Source organism: Roseibium sp. 10G30-5, from assembly GCF_055809635.1.
The window spans coordinates 168,170-185,284 of the sequence record NZ_JBVVUH010000001.1; the positions used below are offsets into that span (position 1 = coordinate 168,170).

18 protein-coding genes and 1 pseudogene are annotated in these 17,115 nt (G+C 56.9%); 11 read left to right on the forward strand and 8 right to left on the reverse strand.

The genetic code is table 11. The features are described from left to right. Positions 1 to 4 precede the first annotated feature (4 nt). On the forward strand, positions 5 to 1,039 hold the full coding sequence (locus AC0L7U_RS19805; protein ID WP_473696227.1) for a LacI family DNA-binding transcriptional regulator: 1,035 nt from the start codon (positions 5 to 7) through the stop codon (positions 1,037 to 1,039). Positions 1,040 to 1,271: 232 nt separating this feature from the next. Here AC0L7U_RS19805 and AC0L7U_RS19810 read toward each other — a convergent pair whose 3' ends face one another. Beyond that, positions 1,272 to 2,210, reverse strand: coding sequence for an AraC family transcriptional regulator (locus AC0L7U_RS19810; RefSeq protein WP_473696229.1), 939 nt, complete (start codon positions 2,208 to 2,210; stop codon positions 1,272 to 1,274). A 91-nt stretch (positions 2,211 to 2,301) separates the two neighbouring features. Here AC0L7U_RS19810 and AC0L7U_RS19815 point away from each other — a divergent pair, with 91 nt between their 5' ends. Beyond that, positions 2,302 to 3,321: an SDR family NAD(P)-dependent oxidoreductase gene (locus AC0L7U_RS19815; RefSeq protein ID WP_473696231.1), complete on the forward strand. Its 1,020-nt coding sequence runs from the start codon at positions 2,302 to 2,304 to the stop codon at positions 3,319 to 3,321. Between the two features lie 169 nt (positions 3,322 to 3,490). Here AC0L7U_RS19815 and AC0L7U_RS19820 read toward each other — a convergent pair whose 3' ends face one another. The 5 genes from AC0L7U_RS19820 to AC0L7U_RS19840 all read right to left on the reverse strand — a co-directional run bounded on the left by AC0L7U_RS19820 (position 3,491) and on the right by AC0L7U_RS19840 (position 6,009). After that, the gene (locus tag AC0L7U_RS19820; protein WP_473696233.1) at positions 3,491 to 4,006 is read right to left on the reverse strand and encodes a MarR family winged helix-turn-helix transcriptional regulator; all 516 of its coding nucleotides are present in this window, start codon (positions 4,004 to 4,006) and stop codon (positions 3,491 to 3,493) included. Beyond that, complete coding sequence (locus AC0L7U_RS19825; protein WP_473696235.1) at positions 3,967 to 4,398, reverse strand: EamA family transporter; 432 nt, start codon at positions 4,396 to 4,398, stop codon at positions 3,967 to 3,969. Before AC0L7U_RS19825 ends, AC0L7U_RS19820 begins: the two co-directional genes overlap by 40 nt. Next, a complete protein-coding gene (locus tag AC0L7U_RS19830; protein WP_473696236.1) occupies positions 4,325 to 4,867 on the reverse strand; it encodes a DMT family transporter in 543 nt (180 codons plus the stop codon). The genes AC0L7U_RS19825 and AC0L7U_RS19830 overlap by 74 nt, the downstream gene beginning before the upstream one ends. 126 nt (positions 4,868 to 4,993) lie before the next feature. After that, a complete protein-coding gene (locus AC0L7U_RS19835) occupies positions 4,994 to 5,455 on the reverse strand; it encodes a substrate-binding domain-containing protein (RefSeq protein WP_473696238.1) in 462 nt (153 codons plus the stop codon). After that, positions 5,368 to 6,009 (reverse strand): LacI family DNA-binding transcriptional regulator, encoded by a 642-nt coding sequence (locus AC0L7U_RS19840; protein ID WP_473696240.1) that lies wholly within the window; start codon positions 6,007 to 6,009, stop codon positions 5,368 to 5,370. The genes AC0L7U_RS19835 and AC0L7U_RS19840 overlap by 88 nt, the downstream gene beginning before the upstream one ends. Positions 6,010 to 6,250: 241 nt before the next feature. Here AC0L7U_RS19840 and AC0L7U_RS19845 point away from each other — a divergent pair, with 241 nt between their 5' ends. From AC0L7U_RS19845 to AC0L7U_RS19865, 5 genes are all read left to right on the forward strand, one after another. Next, positions 6,251 to 7,156, forward strand: a complete 906-nt coding sequence (locus tag AC0L7U_RS19845; protein WP_473696242.1) for an ABC transporter substrate-binding protein — start codon at positions 6,251 to 6,253, stop codon at positions 7,154 to 7,156. 12 nt (positions 7,157 to 7,168) lie between these two features. Further along, positions 7,169 to 7,567: a hypothetical protein gene (locus tag AC0L7U_RS19850; protein WP_473696244.1), complete on the forward strand. Its 399-nt coding sequence runs from the start codon at positions 7,169 to 7,171 to the stop codon at positions 7,565 to 7,567. Between the two features lie 98 nt (positions 7,568 to 7,665). Beyond that, entirely contained in the window at positions 7,666 to 8,205 is a 540-nt protein-coding gene (locus tag AC0L7U_RS19855; protein WP_473696246.1) for a carbohydrate ABC transporter permease, read from the forward strand. Between the two features lies 1 nt (position 8,206). Then, the gene (locus AC0L7U_RS19860; RefSeq protein ID WP_473696248.1) at positions 8,207 to 8,533 is read left to right on the forward strand and encodes a carbohydrate ABC transporter permease; all 327 of its coding nucleotides are present in this window, start codon (positions 8,207 to 8,209) and stop codon (positions 8,531 to 8,533) included. A gap of 95 nt (positions 8,534 to 8,628) precedes the next feature. After that, positions 8,629 to 9,351: a carbohydrate ABC transporter permease gene (locus AC0L7U_RS19865; protein WP_473696250.1), complete on the forward strand. Its 723-nt coding sequence runs from the start codon at positions 8,629 to 8,631 to the stop codon at positions 9,349 to 9,351. Between the two features lie 198 nt (positions 9,352 to 9,549). On the opposite strand, the gene AC0L7U_RS19870 is transcribed toward AC0L7U_RS19865, so the two are convergent. Then, the gene (locus AC0L7U_RS19870; protein WP_473696252.1) at positions 9,550 to 10,026 is read right to left on the reverse strand and encodes a hypothetical protein; all 477 of its coding nucleotides are present in this window, start codon (positions 10,024 to 10,026) and stop codon (positions 9,550 to 9,552) included. Between the two features lie 59 nt (positions 10,027 to 10,085). Between AC0L7U_RS19870 and AC0L7U_RS19875 the strand changes: the two genes are divergently transcribed. Next, complete coding sequence (locus AC0L7U_RS19875; protein ID WP_473696254.1) at positions 10,086 to 12,542, forward strand: alpha-mannosidase; 2,457 nt, start codon at positions 10,086 to 10,088, stop codon at positions 12,540 to 12,542. After that, the gene (locus tag AC0L7U_RS19880) at positions 12,535 to 13,590 is read left to right on the forward strand and encodes an ABC transporter ATP-binding protein (protein ID WP_473696256.1); all 1,056 of its coding nucleotides are present in this window, start codon (positions 12,535 to 12,537) and stop codon (positions 13,588 to 13,590) included. The genes AC0L7U_RS19875 and AC0L7U_RS19880 overlap by 8 nt, the downstream gene beginning before the upstream one ends. A 27-nt stretch (positions 13,591 to 13,617) precedes the next feature. Here AC0L7U_RS19880 and AC0L7U_RS19885 read toward each other — a convergent pair whose 3' ends face one another. Continuing rightward, positions 13,618 to 14,382, reverse strand: a complete 765-nt coding sequence (locus AC0L7U_RS19885) for a Crp/Fnr family transcriptional regulator (protein ID WP_473696258.1) — start codon at positions 14,380 to 14,382, stop codon at positions 13,618 to 13,620. A gap of 230 nt (positions 14,383 to 14,612) precedes the next feature. On the opposite strand from AC0L7U_RS19885, the gene AC0L7U_RS19890 reads away from it, so the two are divergent. Continuing rightward, the gene (locus AC0L7U_RS19890; RefSeq protein ID WP_473696260.1) at positions 14,613 to 16,268 is read left to right on the forward strand and encodes a PHA/PHB synthase family protein; all 1,656 of its coding nucleotides are present in this window, start codon (positions 14,613 to 14,615) and stop codon (positions 16,266 to 16,268) included. A 79-nt stretch (positions 16,269 to 16,347) separates the two neighbouring features. Then, a pseudogene (gene fabI / locus AC0L7U_RS19895) lies at positions 16,348 to 17,113 on the forward strand (enoyl-ACP reductase FabI). The last annotated feature ends 2 nt before the right edge of the window (positions 17,114 to 17,115 follow it).

The window sequence follows — 17,115 nt, forward strand, 5'->3', positions numbered from 1 at the left end:
GAAGATGGGAAAGACCGGGGCACGGTTGAAAGACATTGCGGAGCGCACCGGCTTTTCCGTCAACACCGTTTCGCTTGCCCTGCGCGATAGCCCGCGGATCCCAGCGGATACGCGGGCGACCATCAAACAGGCTGCCGACGACCTGAGTTATCTGCCGAATTATGTCGCGAAATCGCTCGTCAGCCGGCAGACTTTCTCGATTGGCCTCATTCTGACCGACCTGCAAAACCCCATCCTCACTCACGTCGCGCAAAACATTGAAACTGGCCTCGCTGACCGGGGTTACACCACCTTGTTTGCCACCTCCAACAATACGCTGGAGGAAGAAAAGCGAATGATCGAGACATTCCGAAGCCGTCGGGCTGATGGCATCCTGATCTTTCCCAGTAACCATTCTGACCTGGCACACATCCAAAGTCTGCGGGCGAAGAACTACCCCGTTGTCATGTTGGTGGGCGATCGGGAGATGAAGATAGATTCCATCGCCATTGATGAGCAGGCTGGCGCCTACCAAGCCGTGATGCATCTGATTAACAATGGTCATCGCCAGATTGCCTTGCTGGATTCCGCTCTAGGTCTGGGTAACACGGAAAAGCGCGACGGCTATCTTCAGGCCCATATCGATGCGGATCTGCCTGTGAACAACAGCCTGATGATTGATCCCAAGGGGCATTCTGTCGAATATGGCTATTGGGCCATGGATCGGCTGCTCGGTCAGGGGCACCAGCCTACGGCCTTGTTTGCCACGACAGATTCCATTGCGATCGGCGCACTGCGCTATTGCAGCAAGACCGGTCTCGTGGTGCCCGATGACATGTCCATTGTCGGCTTTGACAATATCGAATTCGCGGAATTTGCCGTCACCCCCATTTCTTCAGTAGATTATAACGTCAAGCGAATTTCTGATTTGGCTGTTGAGCGGATCATTGATCTGGTCAACACGCATGGCGATCTGCCAGAACCGCGTGTGCAATACGTCACCCCAGATCTTGTTGTCCGCGAAAGCTCAAGCCGGCGCCGCAAACCCCCGGCGGACTGAGGTGCGGCACCGTCCTGTGCGGGTATGGGACGTACAACCTTGAGGCGACGGACGGCCCGTCCGCTCCTCTAGGGGAACCTTCATCCAGGGGCTTGAGCGGCTGGGGTTTTCGGATCCGCTGAAGATAGACCTCCCTTGTTTGGACGGCCGTTCTTAGGGACTACAGGGGCGTCATGGAGCATTTCTGCTCTGGGGCTGCTGCAGGCTTGTCGTTCTCCTGGCCGGATGTTGCTTACTCGGTGGTCCCCGGTTGGGGCAGGTGTTCGCTCATCCGGACACGATAGCGTTTTGGCGACACCTGCATCATTCGCTTGAAGGCAACCGAGAAGGCGGCTTCAGAACCGTAGCCGACACGCTGGGCGATCTCTGCTATGGAATGGTCTTGCCGTCTCAGATAGCCTGCCGCGCTCCGTAAGCGCAACTCGCTCAGATATCCCATTGGCGTCAGGCCAGAGACCTCGCGAAAGCGCACGGCAAAGGCGGTGCGTGACATGGCGCAGGCTTCGCACAGGGTGTGCAGCGTCCGGGGCTTTTCCGGAAACTGGTGCATTAGTCGCAGGGCCGGAGCCAGACGCTTGTCGCCTGCCAGTTTCAGCCAGCCGGAGCTGATTTCCTTCTTGCGGGACAGATATCCGCGCAAGATTTGCAGAAAGATCAGGCTCACGAGGTTGTCGCTGGCGGCATCTGCGCCGGGTGTCTTCTCATGCGTCTCTCGCATCAGTTCGGCAATCAGCCAAGGCAACTGGCCTGCCTCCTGCCCGCTCAGATGCAACTGATTGGGGAGGCTGTCCAGCAACAGGCGCCCCGTCTCCGCGTCCACATCCAGGTGGCAGCTCAGAAACAGGAAGTCGTTCCCCTCGTTCAGATGGTGCATCCCCTTGTGTGAGCTGCTGAAGGCCTTTGACGTCGGTAGGGGCGGGACGGAAAGATCCGATGCCAGCGTAAAGGCAACGCGTTCCTTCAGCAGATAGGCATCTCCCGCCTGAAGGGTATAGGGCTCGATACGGCCATCCATGGCGACATGGCATTGCCCACGCGCCACGGCAAAGAACTTGATGCGTTCCGGCGGTGGAAACCGCAGCGCCCAAGCTCCGCCAGCTTCAAAGCCACCGGAGAGCGCTGACTTCGCCTGAGCCAGTGCCAAAAGGTTGGAAAGCGGATCACTCGACATTTTGAACTTTCGCTAAAAAATGAGAACGATCAGACGTTCAGTGTTCAGAGCATAGTGCCTATCTGCTAGCTATCAAACACGGGAGATTTTCATGACCGCACTTCAAACACCTCTTTCCTCCGGTTTCGGCCCGACCACCACCAGCGCAGATGTTATGCGCGGCACGTCGCTTCAGGGTCGTGTGGCAATTGTCACGGGTGGCTATTCCGGCCTTGGCATGGAAACCGTGCGGGCGCTCTCGCTGGCTGGAGCACGCGTTCTGGTTCCGGCCCGCGATGTCGACCGCGCGCGCAGCAATCTGGCCGTCGCCGGGGTTGCCTGCGAGGTCTGGCCAATGGATCTGAGTGATCCGGACAGCATTGATACCTTCGCTGCAAGGTTCGTGGAACAGGGACTGCCGCTGGATCTTCTGGTCAATAGTGCTGGGATCATGGCTTTGCCGGAGCTGACGCATGACGCGGCTGGCAATGAGTTGCAGTTCTCGGTCAACCATCTCGGACACTTTCGCCTGACGGCTCGACTTTGGCCCGCGTTGAAGCGCTCGGGCAATGCACGCGTCGTGTCCGTGTCCTCGCTCGGGCACCGCTTCTCGCCCGTCCGCTTCGATGACATGAGCTTTACTCATACCGAATATGACCCCTGGGTTGCCTACGGCCAATCAAAGACCGCCAATGTGCTCTTTGCCCTGGCGCTGGATGCGAGAGCAAAAGTCCACGGTGTCCGTGCCTTCTCGCTTCATCCTGGTGGCATTGTTGATACGGGGCTGGGCAAGCATCTCGATCCGGCTCTCCTGAAGTCATTTGGGGCCGTGGACGCCGATGGCCGACCGGTGGTTGATCCGTCTCGTGATTTGAAATCCGTACCTCAGGGGGCCGCAACTCAGATCTGGTGTGCGGTGTCTGACCAACTTGATGGCAAGGGTGGTGTTTTCTGTCATGACTGCGACATTGGTCAGGTCCTGCCGGACGATGATACGATCTCGATGCAGATGGAAGACAGATTGACCCGGACGAATGGCGTTATGGCCTACGCCATTGATCCGGACAACGCCGACCGCCTGTGGTCCATCAGCGAAGACCTCACTGGAATACGTTTTGAATTGGAAGAGTAATTGCAGAAGATGAAACCCGAAGCGTTTGGGAGCGCAGTCTCCAAGGCGCTGGAGGTAAACCTAACCCGGACTGGTGTCGGTGCCTCGGTTGCCTGACGCGGTCGGTGAGGTCGAACACAGCTGTTCGGGCATCGCTGCCTTGTGCTTCTGAAAGGAGAAGACGCAGTTCTTATTTCTGAAAGAACTGCGTCTTCCCCTCTGATGGGGGCTCAGGCCGTCTGGAAGGGTGTCCCTGCTGCACAGCTTTTTCGGCAATCGCTGTGGCGTGGCGTAGCTGATCCAGAAATTCTGGCCATTGCGGGCCATACTCCTCTATGAACTGTTCTTGAACGCTTCCCCATAACACCGCAGCCTGAGTGCGCAGGTCATGTCCTTTTGCTGTCAAACTCAGGAGGTGTTCGCGGCCTTTTCCGGGCGTGGTGACGAGAAGGCCGCGCTTTTCGAGAACAGCAAGGGCTCGATAAAGCGCGGTTCGCTCCAATGACAGCATGTTTGCAAGCTGCATTGTCGGGATCTCCTTGCATTTCGCAATATTGTTCAACATCGCGTACTGCATGGCATTCAAGTCAAGTGGAGCAAGGGCTTTGTCATAGAGGCGTCCAGTTGCTCGGGCTGCCATCTTCAGGTTGGTGCAGGCGCATTGGATCATTTCGATTTCATCCAGACGTGGGTTTTCGGTTGGCAAAATGAGACTCCAATCAGGATGAGCAGGGTGCCGAGTACATCACGCATATCCAGCTGTTCGCCCAGAAATATCGTGCCGAGCGCGAGCGCGATGGCAGGTGGGATATAATAGACCGACCCAGCCTGCAGGGCACCGACGCTGGCGATCAAATTATAATAGATCACGAAGCCCACGCCCGTGCCGAGCACGCCAAGTCCCAGGATCAGTCCTGTCAGGGCTAAAGGATCCCCTGCAAGAGCTGACAGCGAGGTGGGGTGCGAGATTGGCAGGATCAGCAGAAGCGCACAGATCATCTGGTACAGGGCCAGCTTGGTTGGTTCAAGCCCGAGCGGTTGCACGAAGCGTCGCGCATAAATCAGTGCCGCAGCATAACATAATGACCCACCCAGCATTGCCAAGGACGCCAATCCAGGGCAAATGGCTGTTTGATGCTATGCCGTCGATAGGAGACAAAAGCAGCACACCGACCATGCCAAAGGCAAGTGCGATGACCATGCGCCTTGTTGGTTTTTCGGACGGCAAGACCAAGGCGACGAGTATGGCCGTGATGCAAGGCACGGCCCCGGCAATGGCTCCCGCAATGCCAGAAGGAAGGTGATCCGTGCCGATGATGAAAAGGATATACGGTCCAAGATTGGCAAGGCAGGCCATTGCAAGGAAATGATGTACCGATCGCAGATCGCTCAAGACCAGTTGTCGTTTCCAGAGAGCGAGGACTGCCACAGGCACTACCCCGAAGGCGATGCGCCACATCGCAAGATCCAGAGCGTGAATATGGGCTAGTGCCAACTTCATGAAAAGGAAGTTGGTGCCCCAGATGCCCCCCAACGCGAGAATGAGGAGAAGGCTGCGATTTGTCATATGATGTATATGCATCATAATTCATTCAAATCAAAGCTTTTGTTGCTCAGACGTATGTGAGGGGGGCGCCGGCTTTGCCGCGATCTTGTGGCAGCACAGCTGATGCACGCCACGCCGGCGCGGTATTCAAATACGCTCGTCTGGGTCCAGTCGTCTTGGTTTGACCAGGGTTTGAAGGTCTTCGATGGGCTGTCCGGCGAAGCGGCCCATCAGCAGGCGGGCCAGTTCGCGGCCGGAGTCATAGATTCCTTCATAAAGGCCGACGGCACTTGGAAACAGTGCGGAGAGAAGCTCTGATGTCTGTTTGGAGACCAGATGTACGTCTCTGCCAAGAACAACACCGGCGTCGCGCAAACCTGTTGCGATGCTGATGGCCACCAGTTCGCTCTCACATAAGATCCCTTCGGGCAGACGCCCTTCCCGTTTCAGTCGCAGTCCGAGATCCCGGATGTTGCGGACATGGTCGCCGCCCTGCTCGGGGTCATCATAGATCTCACCGCTCATGCCGCGGATCTGGATGCCTCGTTCGAATTTTCGGTGAATGTTGAGGCTGTTATAGGTCTCCTGATGCGACAGCACGGTGAACACACGGCGGACGCCGAATCCGGCCAGAATATCCAGCGCCATTTCGACGAAGAGCTGAGAATCGAAGTCGTGATAAGGGTGGGGGAGAAAAGTTCGGTCCTGCCGTGGGTAACGAAGGGAAAGTCCATCTCAAGCAGCATTTTGGCACGCTGATCCTGCGGCTCGGTATGAGTCAGGATCAGGCCGTCGACCAGTCCGCCGTCCGCCAGTTGGCGAATGGTGCGCAACGTGTCGGCGCGTTCAAACTCCGGATAGACATTCAGGGCCATGCCGTGTTTGCGGGCCACATCGCTGGCACCGTGAATGAGCTGTCGCGAGAACCAGACTGAATCTTCGCGCCCATCCAGGATGATGCCGATGGTATTGGAGCGCCCCGTCCGCAGGCGTACCCCTGCCCTGTCGGGCTCATAGCCAACCTCATGGGCAACCTGCATGACCTTGCTACGGGTTTCCGCCTTCAGATTGGCTCCACCACGCAGGGCGAGTGAGACGGTGGAAAGGCTGAGTCCCGTTCGATCCGCGATTGTCTGCAATGTGGGACGCGGCTTCTTCGCCATCGCGTGATTTCTCCAGATAAGTAAAATAAATGCAACGTTGCATTTCGTCCAATACGCGAAAAGCGAACGCCTGAAAACACTTACACAGACAGATATATGGCTTTCTACGTCCTGCAATTGTGATCCTAACACGAATTGCAAAATTGCAACGTTGCAAAACTCTAAAAACGATGGTTCCTTAAGTTGGACGGCTCATTGGGAGATACCGAAAGGTGGAGCCGATCACGGGAGGAAACCAAAAATGAAAGTCCTTTTGAAAAGTGCCCTGCTGGGAACCTTGTGCCTGACTGCGGGCCCTGCCTTTGCGGATGTCTCAATCATGTATTCGCAAGGCTATGCCGCGTTGATCAAACCGGGCATTGCCAAATATGAGAAGGAAACCGGAGAGAAGGTCGAGGCCACCGAGTTGCCTAATGGCGGGTATGACAAGCGCGCCGCAGTTGATCTGGCGGCGGGAACCGCCTCGGATGTTGTCTCCGTTGACAGCTACATGGTGTCAGCCATGGCGTCTGCGGGATATCTGGAACAACTTGACCAGCCCATGGCGTCTTGGGATCAGTTCAAATTCTACGTCCCTGCCCTGTTAGGCATCAACTCTTATCAGGATAAGCTTTACGCCATCCCGACCGATACCGACGTGCGAATGCTCTGGTACGACAAGTCCGTGTTCAAGGATGCCGGTATCAAGATGCCTTGGCAGCCTAAATCCTGGGATGACATCCTCAAGACCGCTGTCACCATCAAGAAAAAGACTGGCATTGACTACGCTTTTCTGCTGCCTGCGGGGGCCAAGCAGGGAGAGGCCGCGACCATGCAGGGTGTCTACATGGCGCTCCTGGGCGCGGATAGGCCCGACGGCGATCGCAATCGTCTGCGGGATCGCAAGGCGGGCAAGTGGATCGGGGCAAGCCCGGCGCTCAAGCGTGTGGCAGAGCTTTATCACGAGGTTTACGTCGAAAAGAACCTGACTGAACCGTCGATCAATTACGCCACCGATCTGAACACTGCTTACAGCGAGGCCTTCAAGAAACATCAAATCGGCATTCTGGCCAGTGGGTCATGGAAGTGGGCCTGTCTGTATGACTGCGGACAGAAAAATATTCCATCTCCTGAAGAGCGTCGCAAGGAATTGGGCTGGACCCCCTAGCCGGGGTCCGGGGTGGAAGGGGCGCCGAAGCATACGGATATTTCCGGCGGCTGGTCGCTGGCGATCAACGCCAAATCCAAAAACAAGGAGGCCGCAGTCAAGCTGTTGCAAACGATCCTTGACGTGTCGAACACGCAGCCCTGGATCGTCAACAGCGGCCTGATTGCGCCGCGCACGGATATTGCCAATTCAGACGCCTACAAGGCCGATGCCTTCCTGAGTGCAGCAAGCAAACTGACAGCCTACACCACAGGGCGTGATACCTATCCGGGCTATCAGTTTGTTTCCTCGCAGATCCAGCAGCTTACCGGCTCCATCCTCGATGGAGAAGGGGTCGAGGATGCTCTGGCGGAATATCACGATGCGCTGGTCGACCAGTTCGGCGAAGACAAGGTGGAAACCCTCAAGTAACGGCGCCCCGCCCTGTTTGCAGGTGAGCTTTTGCTCACCTGCCCCTTGTGTCGGAAATCATCATGAAACTCAGTTCTCAAAACTGGGCCAGTCCCTGATTGTCTGGCTCTTTGCCCGTCCTGTTGCTGGCGGCGCTCCCTGCCCTGATCTTTGTCGGTATCTTGCTTTACTTCGCCTTGTGGGCCGTTGTGTTCAGCTTCACCAATCTTGGTCTTTACGGGGTGAATGCCGAGCACTGGCACTTTGTGGGCCTGCAAAACTACGAGCGTCTGATCCATCGACGCGGGTTTCTGCAAAGCCTGATGACGACCCTGAACTTTACTTTTTTCTCGGCTATCATCGGCCAGAGTATCCTGGGGTTCATTCTGGCCACTGTGCTGCGCAACTTTCGCGGCACGCTGCGCGGTGCGCTTGAAGCGTCCGTCATGCTGGGATGGTTGTTGCCGGATATCGTGGCCGCGTTCCTGTGGTCTGCTACGGCAGGCAAGTCGGGGCTGGTCAACCAATTCCTGGTTATTCCTTTCGGCTATGCGCCGATCAACTTCCTCAACAACTACGCACTGCCGGTGGTCATCATTGCCAACGTATGGAAGGGCACGGCACTGGTCTTACCTGCTTTACTCCGCAGCCCTCGATAATGTGCCGCATGAGGTGGTTGAGGCCGCCAAGGTAGACGGCGCAGGCACATGGGTGCGCACACGCCGCGTGGTGCTGCCGATCATCCGGCCACACATCGGCACCAATCTGCTCTTCATCACCATTTGGACCTTCACCTATTTTCCGTTGATTTACGCGCTGACCGGCGGTGGACCGGGGCATCAGACCGAAGTGCTGTCGATCTTTCTTTATCATCAGAGTTTCAGCATTGGGCAACTGGGTTATGGCAGTGCCATTTCTGTCGCCATGCTGGTGATTGTCGGTGTTTTGTCGCTGCTTTATGTGCGCTTGTTGAAGGAGCCAAAGTAATGGCTGTCACCAACCGTCCTTCCAACACGTTGGCTTTGGCACTCACCTTTCTGGCGATCATCTGGATCAGTCCCTTTGCCTGCAGCTGATTACCAATGCGGTGGACACTCAGGGCCAGTGGCCAGCTCATGTGGCCGCGCTCGCTTGGGGTTGCCAATTTCGTTCATGTGCTTTCGGGCGATTCTCTGCTTCAGTTCTGGAATTCTGTCTATATTTCAGTCGGTGCGGCCACCCTCACGCTGCTGGTCGGGGCGGGCTCGGCCTATGGGCTGTCGCGGGTGCGTCTGCCCGGCCGAAATGCCTTCCTGTGGTCGCTGGTGCTGCTGCGCATGCTGCCGCCAACAGGCATTCTGGTGCCGATCTATTTTTCGGCGGAAAAAGTTGGCCTGCTGAACAACACCGGCATCATCGTGGCGTTAACGGTGCTCAACCTGCCCTTCGCCATGCTGCTTTTGAAGAATTTCTTCGATACCGTTCCCGTGGAACTGGAAGAAGCCGCTCATGTGGAAGGCGCATCTCTGCCTGTCATTTTGCGGCGCATCGTGTTGCCCATGTCCCGGGCAGGCATGGCTGTGGTGTGGTTCTTCACCTTCACCAACGCCTGGAACGAGTTTCTTTTTCCGCTGCTGTTCTCGCGCACCCAGTCGTCGTTTCCCATGTCCATGGGGCTCTACTCGGCCTTTGGTCAGCATGGCGCGATCGACTTCGGCTATCTCGCAGCGTTCTCACTCATTTATGCGGCTCCTGCCGTGGCTGTCTATTTTCTCCTGCGCCGGCATATGAACACCGGTTTCGCAGGGGTTGGCGTAAAAGGATAACGATATGAACCCCCTGAAATCCAAGCTCAACCTGACTGTCGATGACGTGAAGCAGGAAGCCAAACTGCAACGCCTGTTGAAGGACCTGAAAACTAAAATTCTGCAATCGGTGCCTTGGTGAAATTCAGTGGCACATCTGCGAAGATGAAATGGAGGCCCCACAAGCACTTGCCGCAAGCTGGAAAGGGTGGCCTGCCTTTACACAGCGCTCGGTCTGGTCAAAGAAACAGGGCCATACCTTGGTTTGCGGCGGAAATTGTCGTACCGGAAGAGGCAAAGGGGCAGACTTTTCTGCTGCGGTTTTCGTCGCAGTGGCGAGAGCGTCCCGGCACCACTGATCCGCAGTGTCTGGCCTATATCGATGGCCAGATCGCGCAGGCGATCGATGGCAATCACACCGAAGTGGTGCTGATGCGCAAGGCGAAGCCGGGCCAGAAATTCACCCTTCTGGTGGATGCCTTCACGTTTTTCGACCGTCCGCTTGCGGGCTTCGGAGTGGAGTATCTGGTGCGCAATGAGGTCGTTGAAGGCCTCTATCATGATCTGCAAACCCCGGTTGATGTTGCCTGCCGCCTGGCGCAAAACGATCCGCGCCGTCACCAGATCCTCAACCGGGTCGACAAAGCCTTGCGGGCGCTTGACCGGCGTGGCGAGGGACTGACCGATGGATTGCAAAAAGCCTGTCCGCTGCGCGGAAGATCGCTGATGAAATCTATGCGCTGCAAGATACGGAAGTGCAGCCGACGATTACGGCCTTCGGTCATACGCATATCGACATTGCGTGGCTGTGGCGCATCGCCCATACGCGCGAGAAAGGCGGGCGCAGTTTTGCCACGGCTTTGACCAACATGAAGGAATTTCCGCAGTTCATCTTCATGTACAATCAGGCAGTGCTCTATCACTTCCTGAAACAGGATTATCCCGAGCTGTGGGAGGAGATCAAGAAGGCGGTCAAGTCTGGCCAGCTTGAGATTGAAGGCGCCATGTGGGTGGAGCCGGATGCCAACATCGTGTCGGGTGAAAGCATGGTCCGCCAGATCATGATGGGCCGCAAGTTCCACCAGACCGAGTTCGGTGTCACGCCGACCTGTGTCTGGCTGCCGGATACTTTCGGTTATTCCGCCAATATGCCGCAAATCCTCGACAAATCCGGTCTCGACTATTTCCTGACCTCCAAGCTGTCCTGGAATGACACCAACAAGCATCCGTTTGATACGTTCTTCTGGCGTGGCATTGATGGCACCGATACCAAAGCGCACCTATTGACCGCGCAGGCCTATGATAGCGAGGAGATTTACACCACCTACAACTCGGATCTTTCGGTCAGTGAGGTGATGGGGGCGTGGAAACGCTACGAGCCAAAGGCGGTGCATGACGAACTGGTCGTTTGCTATGGTCATGGTGATGGCGGCGGTGGACCGACCCGCGACATGATCGCACGCGGTACGCGGCTGGAGCGTGGCATTCCTGGTGCTCCAAAGTTGAAGCTGGAAGGTCTGAAGCCGTTTCTGACCCGGTTGGGCAAGAAGATGGAGGCTGAAGCCGAGCGGTTCCCGCGTTGGCATGGCGAGCTTTATCTGGAACTGCACCGTGGCACGCTGACGACAATCGGCGAAACCAAACGCAACAACCGCATGGCCGAGCGCGCCATGCGTGAATTCGAGTTTCTGGCAGCGCTGGCCAGCGAAACGGCCGGTGCAACCTATCCGGCTGACGATCTCGATCGGCTTTGGAAAATTGTGCTGGTCAACCAGTTCCACGACATTCTGCCCGGCACCTCCATCATGGAAGTGTACGAAGATGCCCGTCAGGACTATGGCGCGCTGTTTGCTGAACTTCACAGCGCCAATGGCCCTTTGCGCGCGGCGGAAACCAGTTTGCGCGGAGCGGAGACAGGCGCTCGTGTCTATAATTTCACCAGCCAATCGCGTGAGGGTGATCTGGTGATCCTGCCTGAAGGCACGGGCGATACCGTCGCTTCAGCCGGTATCAGCGAACCGGTCCAGGTCATGCATCAGGCCGATGGGACCACCACTCTTGCCGCTCCTGTGCATGGCCTTGAGGCGCAGGGTTGGACGGGGCTTTCCAGTGTCGGGCCTTCCTCGGCTGCGGCTGGCTCCTTGTCGGTATCACAATCGCATCTGGAAAATTCTAAGGTCGCTGTAGCCTTTGATGCCAAAGGGGAGATCACGTCCGTTTTCGACAAGCTCCGCCAGCGCGAACTGATTGCGACGGGCGAAACGGCCAACCGACTCATTGCCTATGAAGACAAGTCGATCAACTGGGATGCCTGGGATGTTGATGCCTACTTCGAGGAGCAATTCTGGCCATTAAGCGCGGCAAAGGCTGACATCTCGGTGGTGGAGACCGGACCGCATCGGGCGGCAATCCGCATCGAACGGGCCTATCAGGGATCACAGGTGGTGCAAATCGTGTCGCTTGAGAAGAACGCCGATTGCGTGGAATTTGACACGTTCATCGATTGGCACGAGCATCACACGGTATTGAAGGCACTGTTCCCGTTTGATCTCAATGTCTCTGACATCCGGTCTGAGATCCAGTTTGGGCACGTCACCCGTGCCACGCATCGCAACACAAGTTGGGACAAAGCCCGGTTTGAGGCCTCCATGCATCGCTGGGTGGATATGTCCGAACCGGACTTCGGCGCAACGCTTTTGAACGACTGCAAGTACGGCTATGACGCCCACGAGCAGACTGTGCGTCTGACATTGTTGCGCAGCTCGGTTTCACCTAATCCGAACGCTGATCAAGGTCCCCATCACATGCGCTATGCGCTGATGGTGCATGAGGGCCTACGTGACTTCGAAGTGGTGCATCATGCCGCAGAACGCTTCAATAATCCATTGCGTCTCACGGGCACGATCTCGGAACAGGCCTGCGACAGTTTCAGCCTTGCCGGGATCGATGCACCAAATGTGACAATCGAAACCGTGAAGCGGGCGGAGAGCGGTGACGGCCTGATCCTGCGTTTGTTCGAGCACGCCAACCGACGCGCGCAGGGCACCGTGCGGTTCGGATTGCCGGTCAGTCGGGTGCGCAAGGTCAACCTGATGGAAGAAGAGGCAAGCAAACCGCTGTATATCGACGACAACTCGGTAGTGCTGGATTTCCGTCCCTTCGAGATTGTGACACTGCATGTCGACTTGACCAAGGGAGGTCGCAATGGCTGATCTGCATCTGGATGATGTTCGCAAATCTTTTGGCGCCCTTGAGGTCATCAAGGGCGTCAACCTCGATATCAAGCATGGCGAGTTCATCGTTTTCGTTGGCCCGTCAGGTTGCGGAAAATCAACGTTGTTGCGCATGATTGCAGGACTGGAAAATGTCACCTCCGGCACGGTGTCCATTGGTGGCAAGGTGATGAACAATACGCCTGCGCCCAAGCGAGGTATTGCCATGGTGTTTCAGTCCTATGCGCTTTATCCGCATATGTCGGTGCGCGAGAATATGTCCTTTGGATTGGAACTCTCCGGTACACCCAAAGCCACGGTTGCTCAGAAGGTTGCCGCAGCAGCGGAGATCCTGCAATTGGAGCCGTATCTTGAAAGGTCTCCCAAGGCTCTGTCAGGCGGGCAAAGACAGCGTGTCGCCATTGGCCGAGCCATCGTACGCGAGCCCGAGGTCTTCCTGTTCGACGAGCCACTGTCAAATCTGGATGCGGCCTTGCGTGGTCAGACCCGCGTCGAAATTGCCCGTCTTCATGCCCGGCTTGGAACGACCATGGTTTATGTGACGCATGACCAGACGGAAGCCATGACGCTTGCCGATCGGATTGTGGTGTTGAACGGTGGCGAGGTGGCTCAGGTGGGCACACCATTGGAGCTGTACCGGGCACCCGCAAATGCTTTCGTTGCTGGCTTCATCGGCGGGCAGACGATGAACTTTCTTCCTTCCGAACTCGCAAGTCTGGCCCTCTCCAACAGGACCGAAATCCTGCCTGACAGGACACAGACAATAGGCATCCGTCCGGAAAATTTGATTCAGGCAAAATCGGGAGAAACGGGACTTGAGGGTGTTATTGATGTCATTGAGGAATTTGGAGAATTTGCACTCTACCACATCCAGTTGGATGCTGCTCCCGGTGACCAGAATGCCCTGACTTATAAAAGCGTTCGCTCTGACGTTGGCACACAGGGAGAACGAATTTGTCTGCGTGCTGATCCGATGAGCCTGCATGCGTTTGATGCGGAGGGTTTGTCGTTGCTGCATCCGGTATAACGAATGGGCAGCGAGCGCGGCATTCATTCACGCTTTGAGATTGCGGACTTCGGCGGTGTTTGATGACCAGGTGCCGACGGCAGCGTCGAAGGCGGCGCGGTCTGCGAGGATGACTTCGCGGGGGTGGGGGAGTTCCAGCAGCCCCTCCTCCGCCAACCGGTGAAACATGCGGCTGACGGTTTCGACCGAAAGTCCGATGAAATTGGCAATGTCTTGTCGACCCATTGGCAAATGCAAACGATCGCCGTCAATCTGCGATGGTGGCATTTCCTCCAGCATCAGCGACAGAAACAAGAGCAGGCGCACACGCGCCGTTTCGCTGGCCAACAGAATTGTGTGGCGTTGTTCTTCGCGCAGTTCATGGCACAGCTTGCAAAGGATGTGCAGTTCCAGCGCAGCATCACTGCGCAGCAACGCTTCCAATCGCGACAGCGGCAACTGGTACACCTGAACGGTTTGCACCGCATCGGCCGAATTGACGAAATGCCCCAGTTCGGCGAGGCCCAGAAGGTCTTCTGCGAAATGGAACGCCGTGATGGTCTCGTGGCCGTCCCGAGACACTCTCGATGTCTTCAGCACACCGGAGGCGATGGCGTAAATGGCCGTGGCGGATTGCCCCTCGCGAAACAGCGTTGCGCCGCGTTCAAGGGTCATCAACGTGCCGATCTCGGCCAGTCGACGTCGTTCGTCGACACTCAGAATTTGCAGGGCGCGATCATAGGGCGCCTGCCCGAATGGCAAGGCGCGGATGGCAAGCTCTGGTGCGGCGGCAGGCTTTCGCGGGCGTGACATCATAACATTCCAATTTTGGCTGGAAACCACAGGCGGGAATTGGCCACACCCTAAGCGCTGCTGTCGCTTGTCACAACGGTCTTGCGGAGGTGTGCAATCTGGAATTGGATGCACTGCAAGAAAACAACCTAAACTGCGGCACTTTGATCCATGTCAATTTTCCTTGGTCAGCAGTAGATTAAGGTCAGGTCGAGACAAGTGCCGCATTGCGGCAGGAAAGGACCTTTCCCATGGAAGATACACTTACAGACGCTTATGATCGCTGGCTGCATGCCCGCGAGGCGGAAGGCACGATGGGTCTTTCCCCTGCCTCTGGCATTGCGGCTTTCTTTGACTGGGCCGTTCATTTGGCCAACGCCCCCGCACATCGCATGGACGTGTGGAGCAATGCCCTGCGTGAGGCGTCAGATCTGGCCTCGCATCTGGCACTGACCGTCGATGCGGCGGAACCGCAGCCTTACATCAAACCCAAGCCGGGGGACCGCCGATTTTCTGCTCCTGAATGGAGTGCCTTGCCGTTTTCGGCCTTTGCCCAGTCTTTCCTGCTGGCCGAGAAAACGCTGGCCGCCTCGACCCGCAATGTGCGCGGTGCCAGCAAACATCATCTGGAGATGGTGGATTTCGCCGGCAGGCAGATCATGGACATGTTTTCTCCGTCCAATTTTCCGCTGACCAACCCAGAGGTTCTGGGCGAATGGCAACGCACGGGCGGCATGAATTTCATGCAAGGCATCCAGAACGCCTTTGAGGACTGGCAACGCACGATCGCGCATCTGCCTCCCGTCGGTGCTGATCAGTTTCCAGTTGGCGAGGCGGTCGCGGTTTCTCCCGGCAAGGTCATCTTGCGCAATCGGCTGATGGAACTGATCCAGTATGAGCCGACGACCGAAGAAGTTTACCGCGAGCCGATCCTGATCACGCCAGCCTGGATCATGAAGTATTATATTCTCGATCTTTCACCGGAAAATTCTCTGGTCAAATTCCTCGTCGATCGGGGTCATACGGTGTTCATGATCTCCTGGAAAAATCCCGGTGAAGGGGATCGGGATCTCGGCTTGCAGGATTATCTCGAGGACGGACCACTTACGGCCATGCGGGCCATCCGCAAGATATTACCTGATCGGCAAATTCACGGCGTTGGCTATTGTCTGGGGGGCACCTTGATGTCGCTCGCCGCCGCTCTTCTGGGTCGTGAAAAACAGGATTGGCTTGCATCCTTGACGCTTTTGGCAGCGCAAACCGATTTCACGGAAGCCGGTGAGATCATGCTGTTCATTGATCCGGCGCAGGTGGCATTCCTCGAAGATCTGATGTGGGACCGGGGATTACTGGAAGCAGGTCAGATGTCTGGCGCGTTTCAGATGTTGCGCAGCAGCGACCTGATCTGGTCCCGGATGGTGCGCGATTACCTGATGGGCCACCGCCGACCGATGAATGATCTGATGGCCTGGAATGCCGATGCGACGCGCCTGCCCTATCAGATGCATTCAGATTATCTCAACAAGCTGTTTTTGGAAAATGCCCTGGCGGAAGGGCACTATGAAATTGACGGACGTCCGATTGTCTTGACGGACATTCGCACCCCGCTTTTTGCGGTCGGAGCAGAGCATGATCACGTCGCTCCCTGGCGCTCGGTGTATAAAATCGGGCTGATGTCTGCCTCGGAAATGACGTTCCTGCTGACGACGGGCGGTCACAACGCAGGCATCATAAGTGAACCGGGACATTCCCATCGCAGCTATCGCATGTCGACAAAGGCGGCCGAGGATATGTGGCAAGGGCCGGACGACTGGCAGGCGGACACCGCGTCGGTCAATGGCTCGCAGTGGTTTGCCTTGGCAGGAGTGGCTGGCTACGCGATCTGGTGCGAAAGAAGCCCCGCCTGAAATGGGATCGGTCGAAGGCAGTCTTGCCCCCTTGTGTGATGCGCCCGGCACCTACGTCTTGCAAAAATAGGAGATCTTGATGCGTTCTCTGGAAGGAAAGGTCGGGATTGTTCTCGGCGTCGCCAATGACAAGTCCATTGCCTGTAGGGATGTGCACGCGCCTTCCACGATCTGGGGGCGGAGCTTGCCATCACCTATCAGTCTGACAAGGCGGAGGGCTATGTGCGTCCGCTTGCCGACGAGCTTGCAGCCCCGATCATCCTGCCCTGCAATGTGGAGGTTCCCGGCGCACTCGAAGCGGTGTTTGAAGCCGTGCGGCGTAAATGGGGGCGACTGGATTTCGCGCTGCATTCCATAGCCTTTGCCCCGAAAGACGATCTGCATGGCCGGGTGACGGATTGTTCGGCCTCTGGGTTTGGGCTGGCGATGGATGTTTCTGTTCACTCGTTCATCCGCATGGCGAAACTGGCTGAACCACTGATGACAGACGGCGGCAGCCTGATGTGCATGACGTACTATGGCGCCGAGCGGGTTGTGGAGCATTACAATCTGATGGGCCCGGTCAAGGCCGCATTGGAGGCCGTGACAAGGTCTCTGGCGGTGGAGCTGGGCCCGAAAGGCATTCGCGTCAATGCGCTGTCGCCGGGCCCGCTGGCCACGCGGGCGGCCTCTGGTATCGACCACTTTGACGAGTTGATGCAACGCGCTGCCGCCCGCGCGCCCGAACACATGCTTGTCGGCATTGAAGATGTGGGTGCGATGGCGGGCTTCCTGCCTCCGATGCTGCCCACGCGGTGACAGGCGAAATAATCCACGTTGATGGCGGTTATCACGTCGCCGACTGACT

What these genes read in the sequence shown, in the direction of transcription:
- AC0L7U_RS19805 (WP_473696227.1), top strand. Translation starts at nt 5, where the DNA reads ATGGGAAAGACCGGGGCACGGTTGAAAGACATTGCGGAGCGCACCGGC.
- AC0L7U_RS19810 (WP_473696229.1), bottom strand. Translation starts at nt 2,210, where the DNA reads ATGTCGAGTGATCCGCTTTCCAACCTTTTGGCACTGGCTCAGGCGAAG.
- AC0L7U_RS19815 (WP_473696231.1), top strand. Translation starts at nt 2,302, where the DNA reads ATGACCGCACTTCAAACACCTCTTTCCTCCGGTTTCGGCCCGACCACC.
- AC0L7U_RS19825 (WP_473696235.1), bottom strand. Translation starts at nt 4,398, where the DNA reads ATGCTGGGTGGGTCATTATGTTATGCTGCGGCACTGATTTATGCGCGA.
- AC0L7U_RS19830 (WP_473696236.1), bottom strand. Translation starts at nt 4,867, where the DNA reads ATGACAAATCGCAGCCTTCTCCTCATTCTCGCGTTGGGGGGCATCTGG.
- AC0L7U_RS19840 (WP_473696240.1), bottom strand. Translation starts at nt 6,009, where the DNA reads ATGGCGAAGAAGCCGCGTCCCACATTGCAGACAATCGCGGATCGAACG.
- AC0L7U_RS19845 (WP_473696242.1), top strand. Translation starts at nt 6,251, where the DNA reads ATGAAAGTCCTTTTGAAAAGTGCCCTGCTGGGAACCTTGTGCCTGACT.
- AC0L7U_RS19865 (WP_473696250.1), top strand. Translation starts at nt 8,629, where the DNA reads ATGCGGTGGACACTCAGGGCCAGTGGCCAGCTCATGTGGCCGCGCTCG.
- AC0L7U_RS19880 (WP_473696256.1), top strand. Translation starts at nt 12,535, where the DNA reads ATGGCTGATCTGCATCTGGATGATGTTCGCAAATCTTTTGGCGCCCTT.
- AC0L7U_RS19885 (WP_473696258.1), bottom strand. Translation starts at nt 14,382, where the DNA reads ATGTCACGCCCGCGAAAGCCTGCCGCCGCACCAGAGCTTGCCATCCGC.
- AC0L7U_RS19890 (WP_473696260.1), top strand. Translation starts at nt 14,613, where the DNA reads ATGGAAGATACACTTACAGACGCTTATGATCGCTGGCTGCATGCCCGC.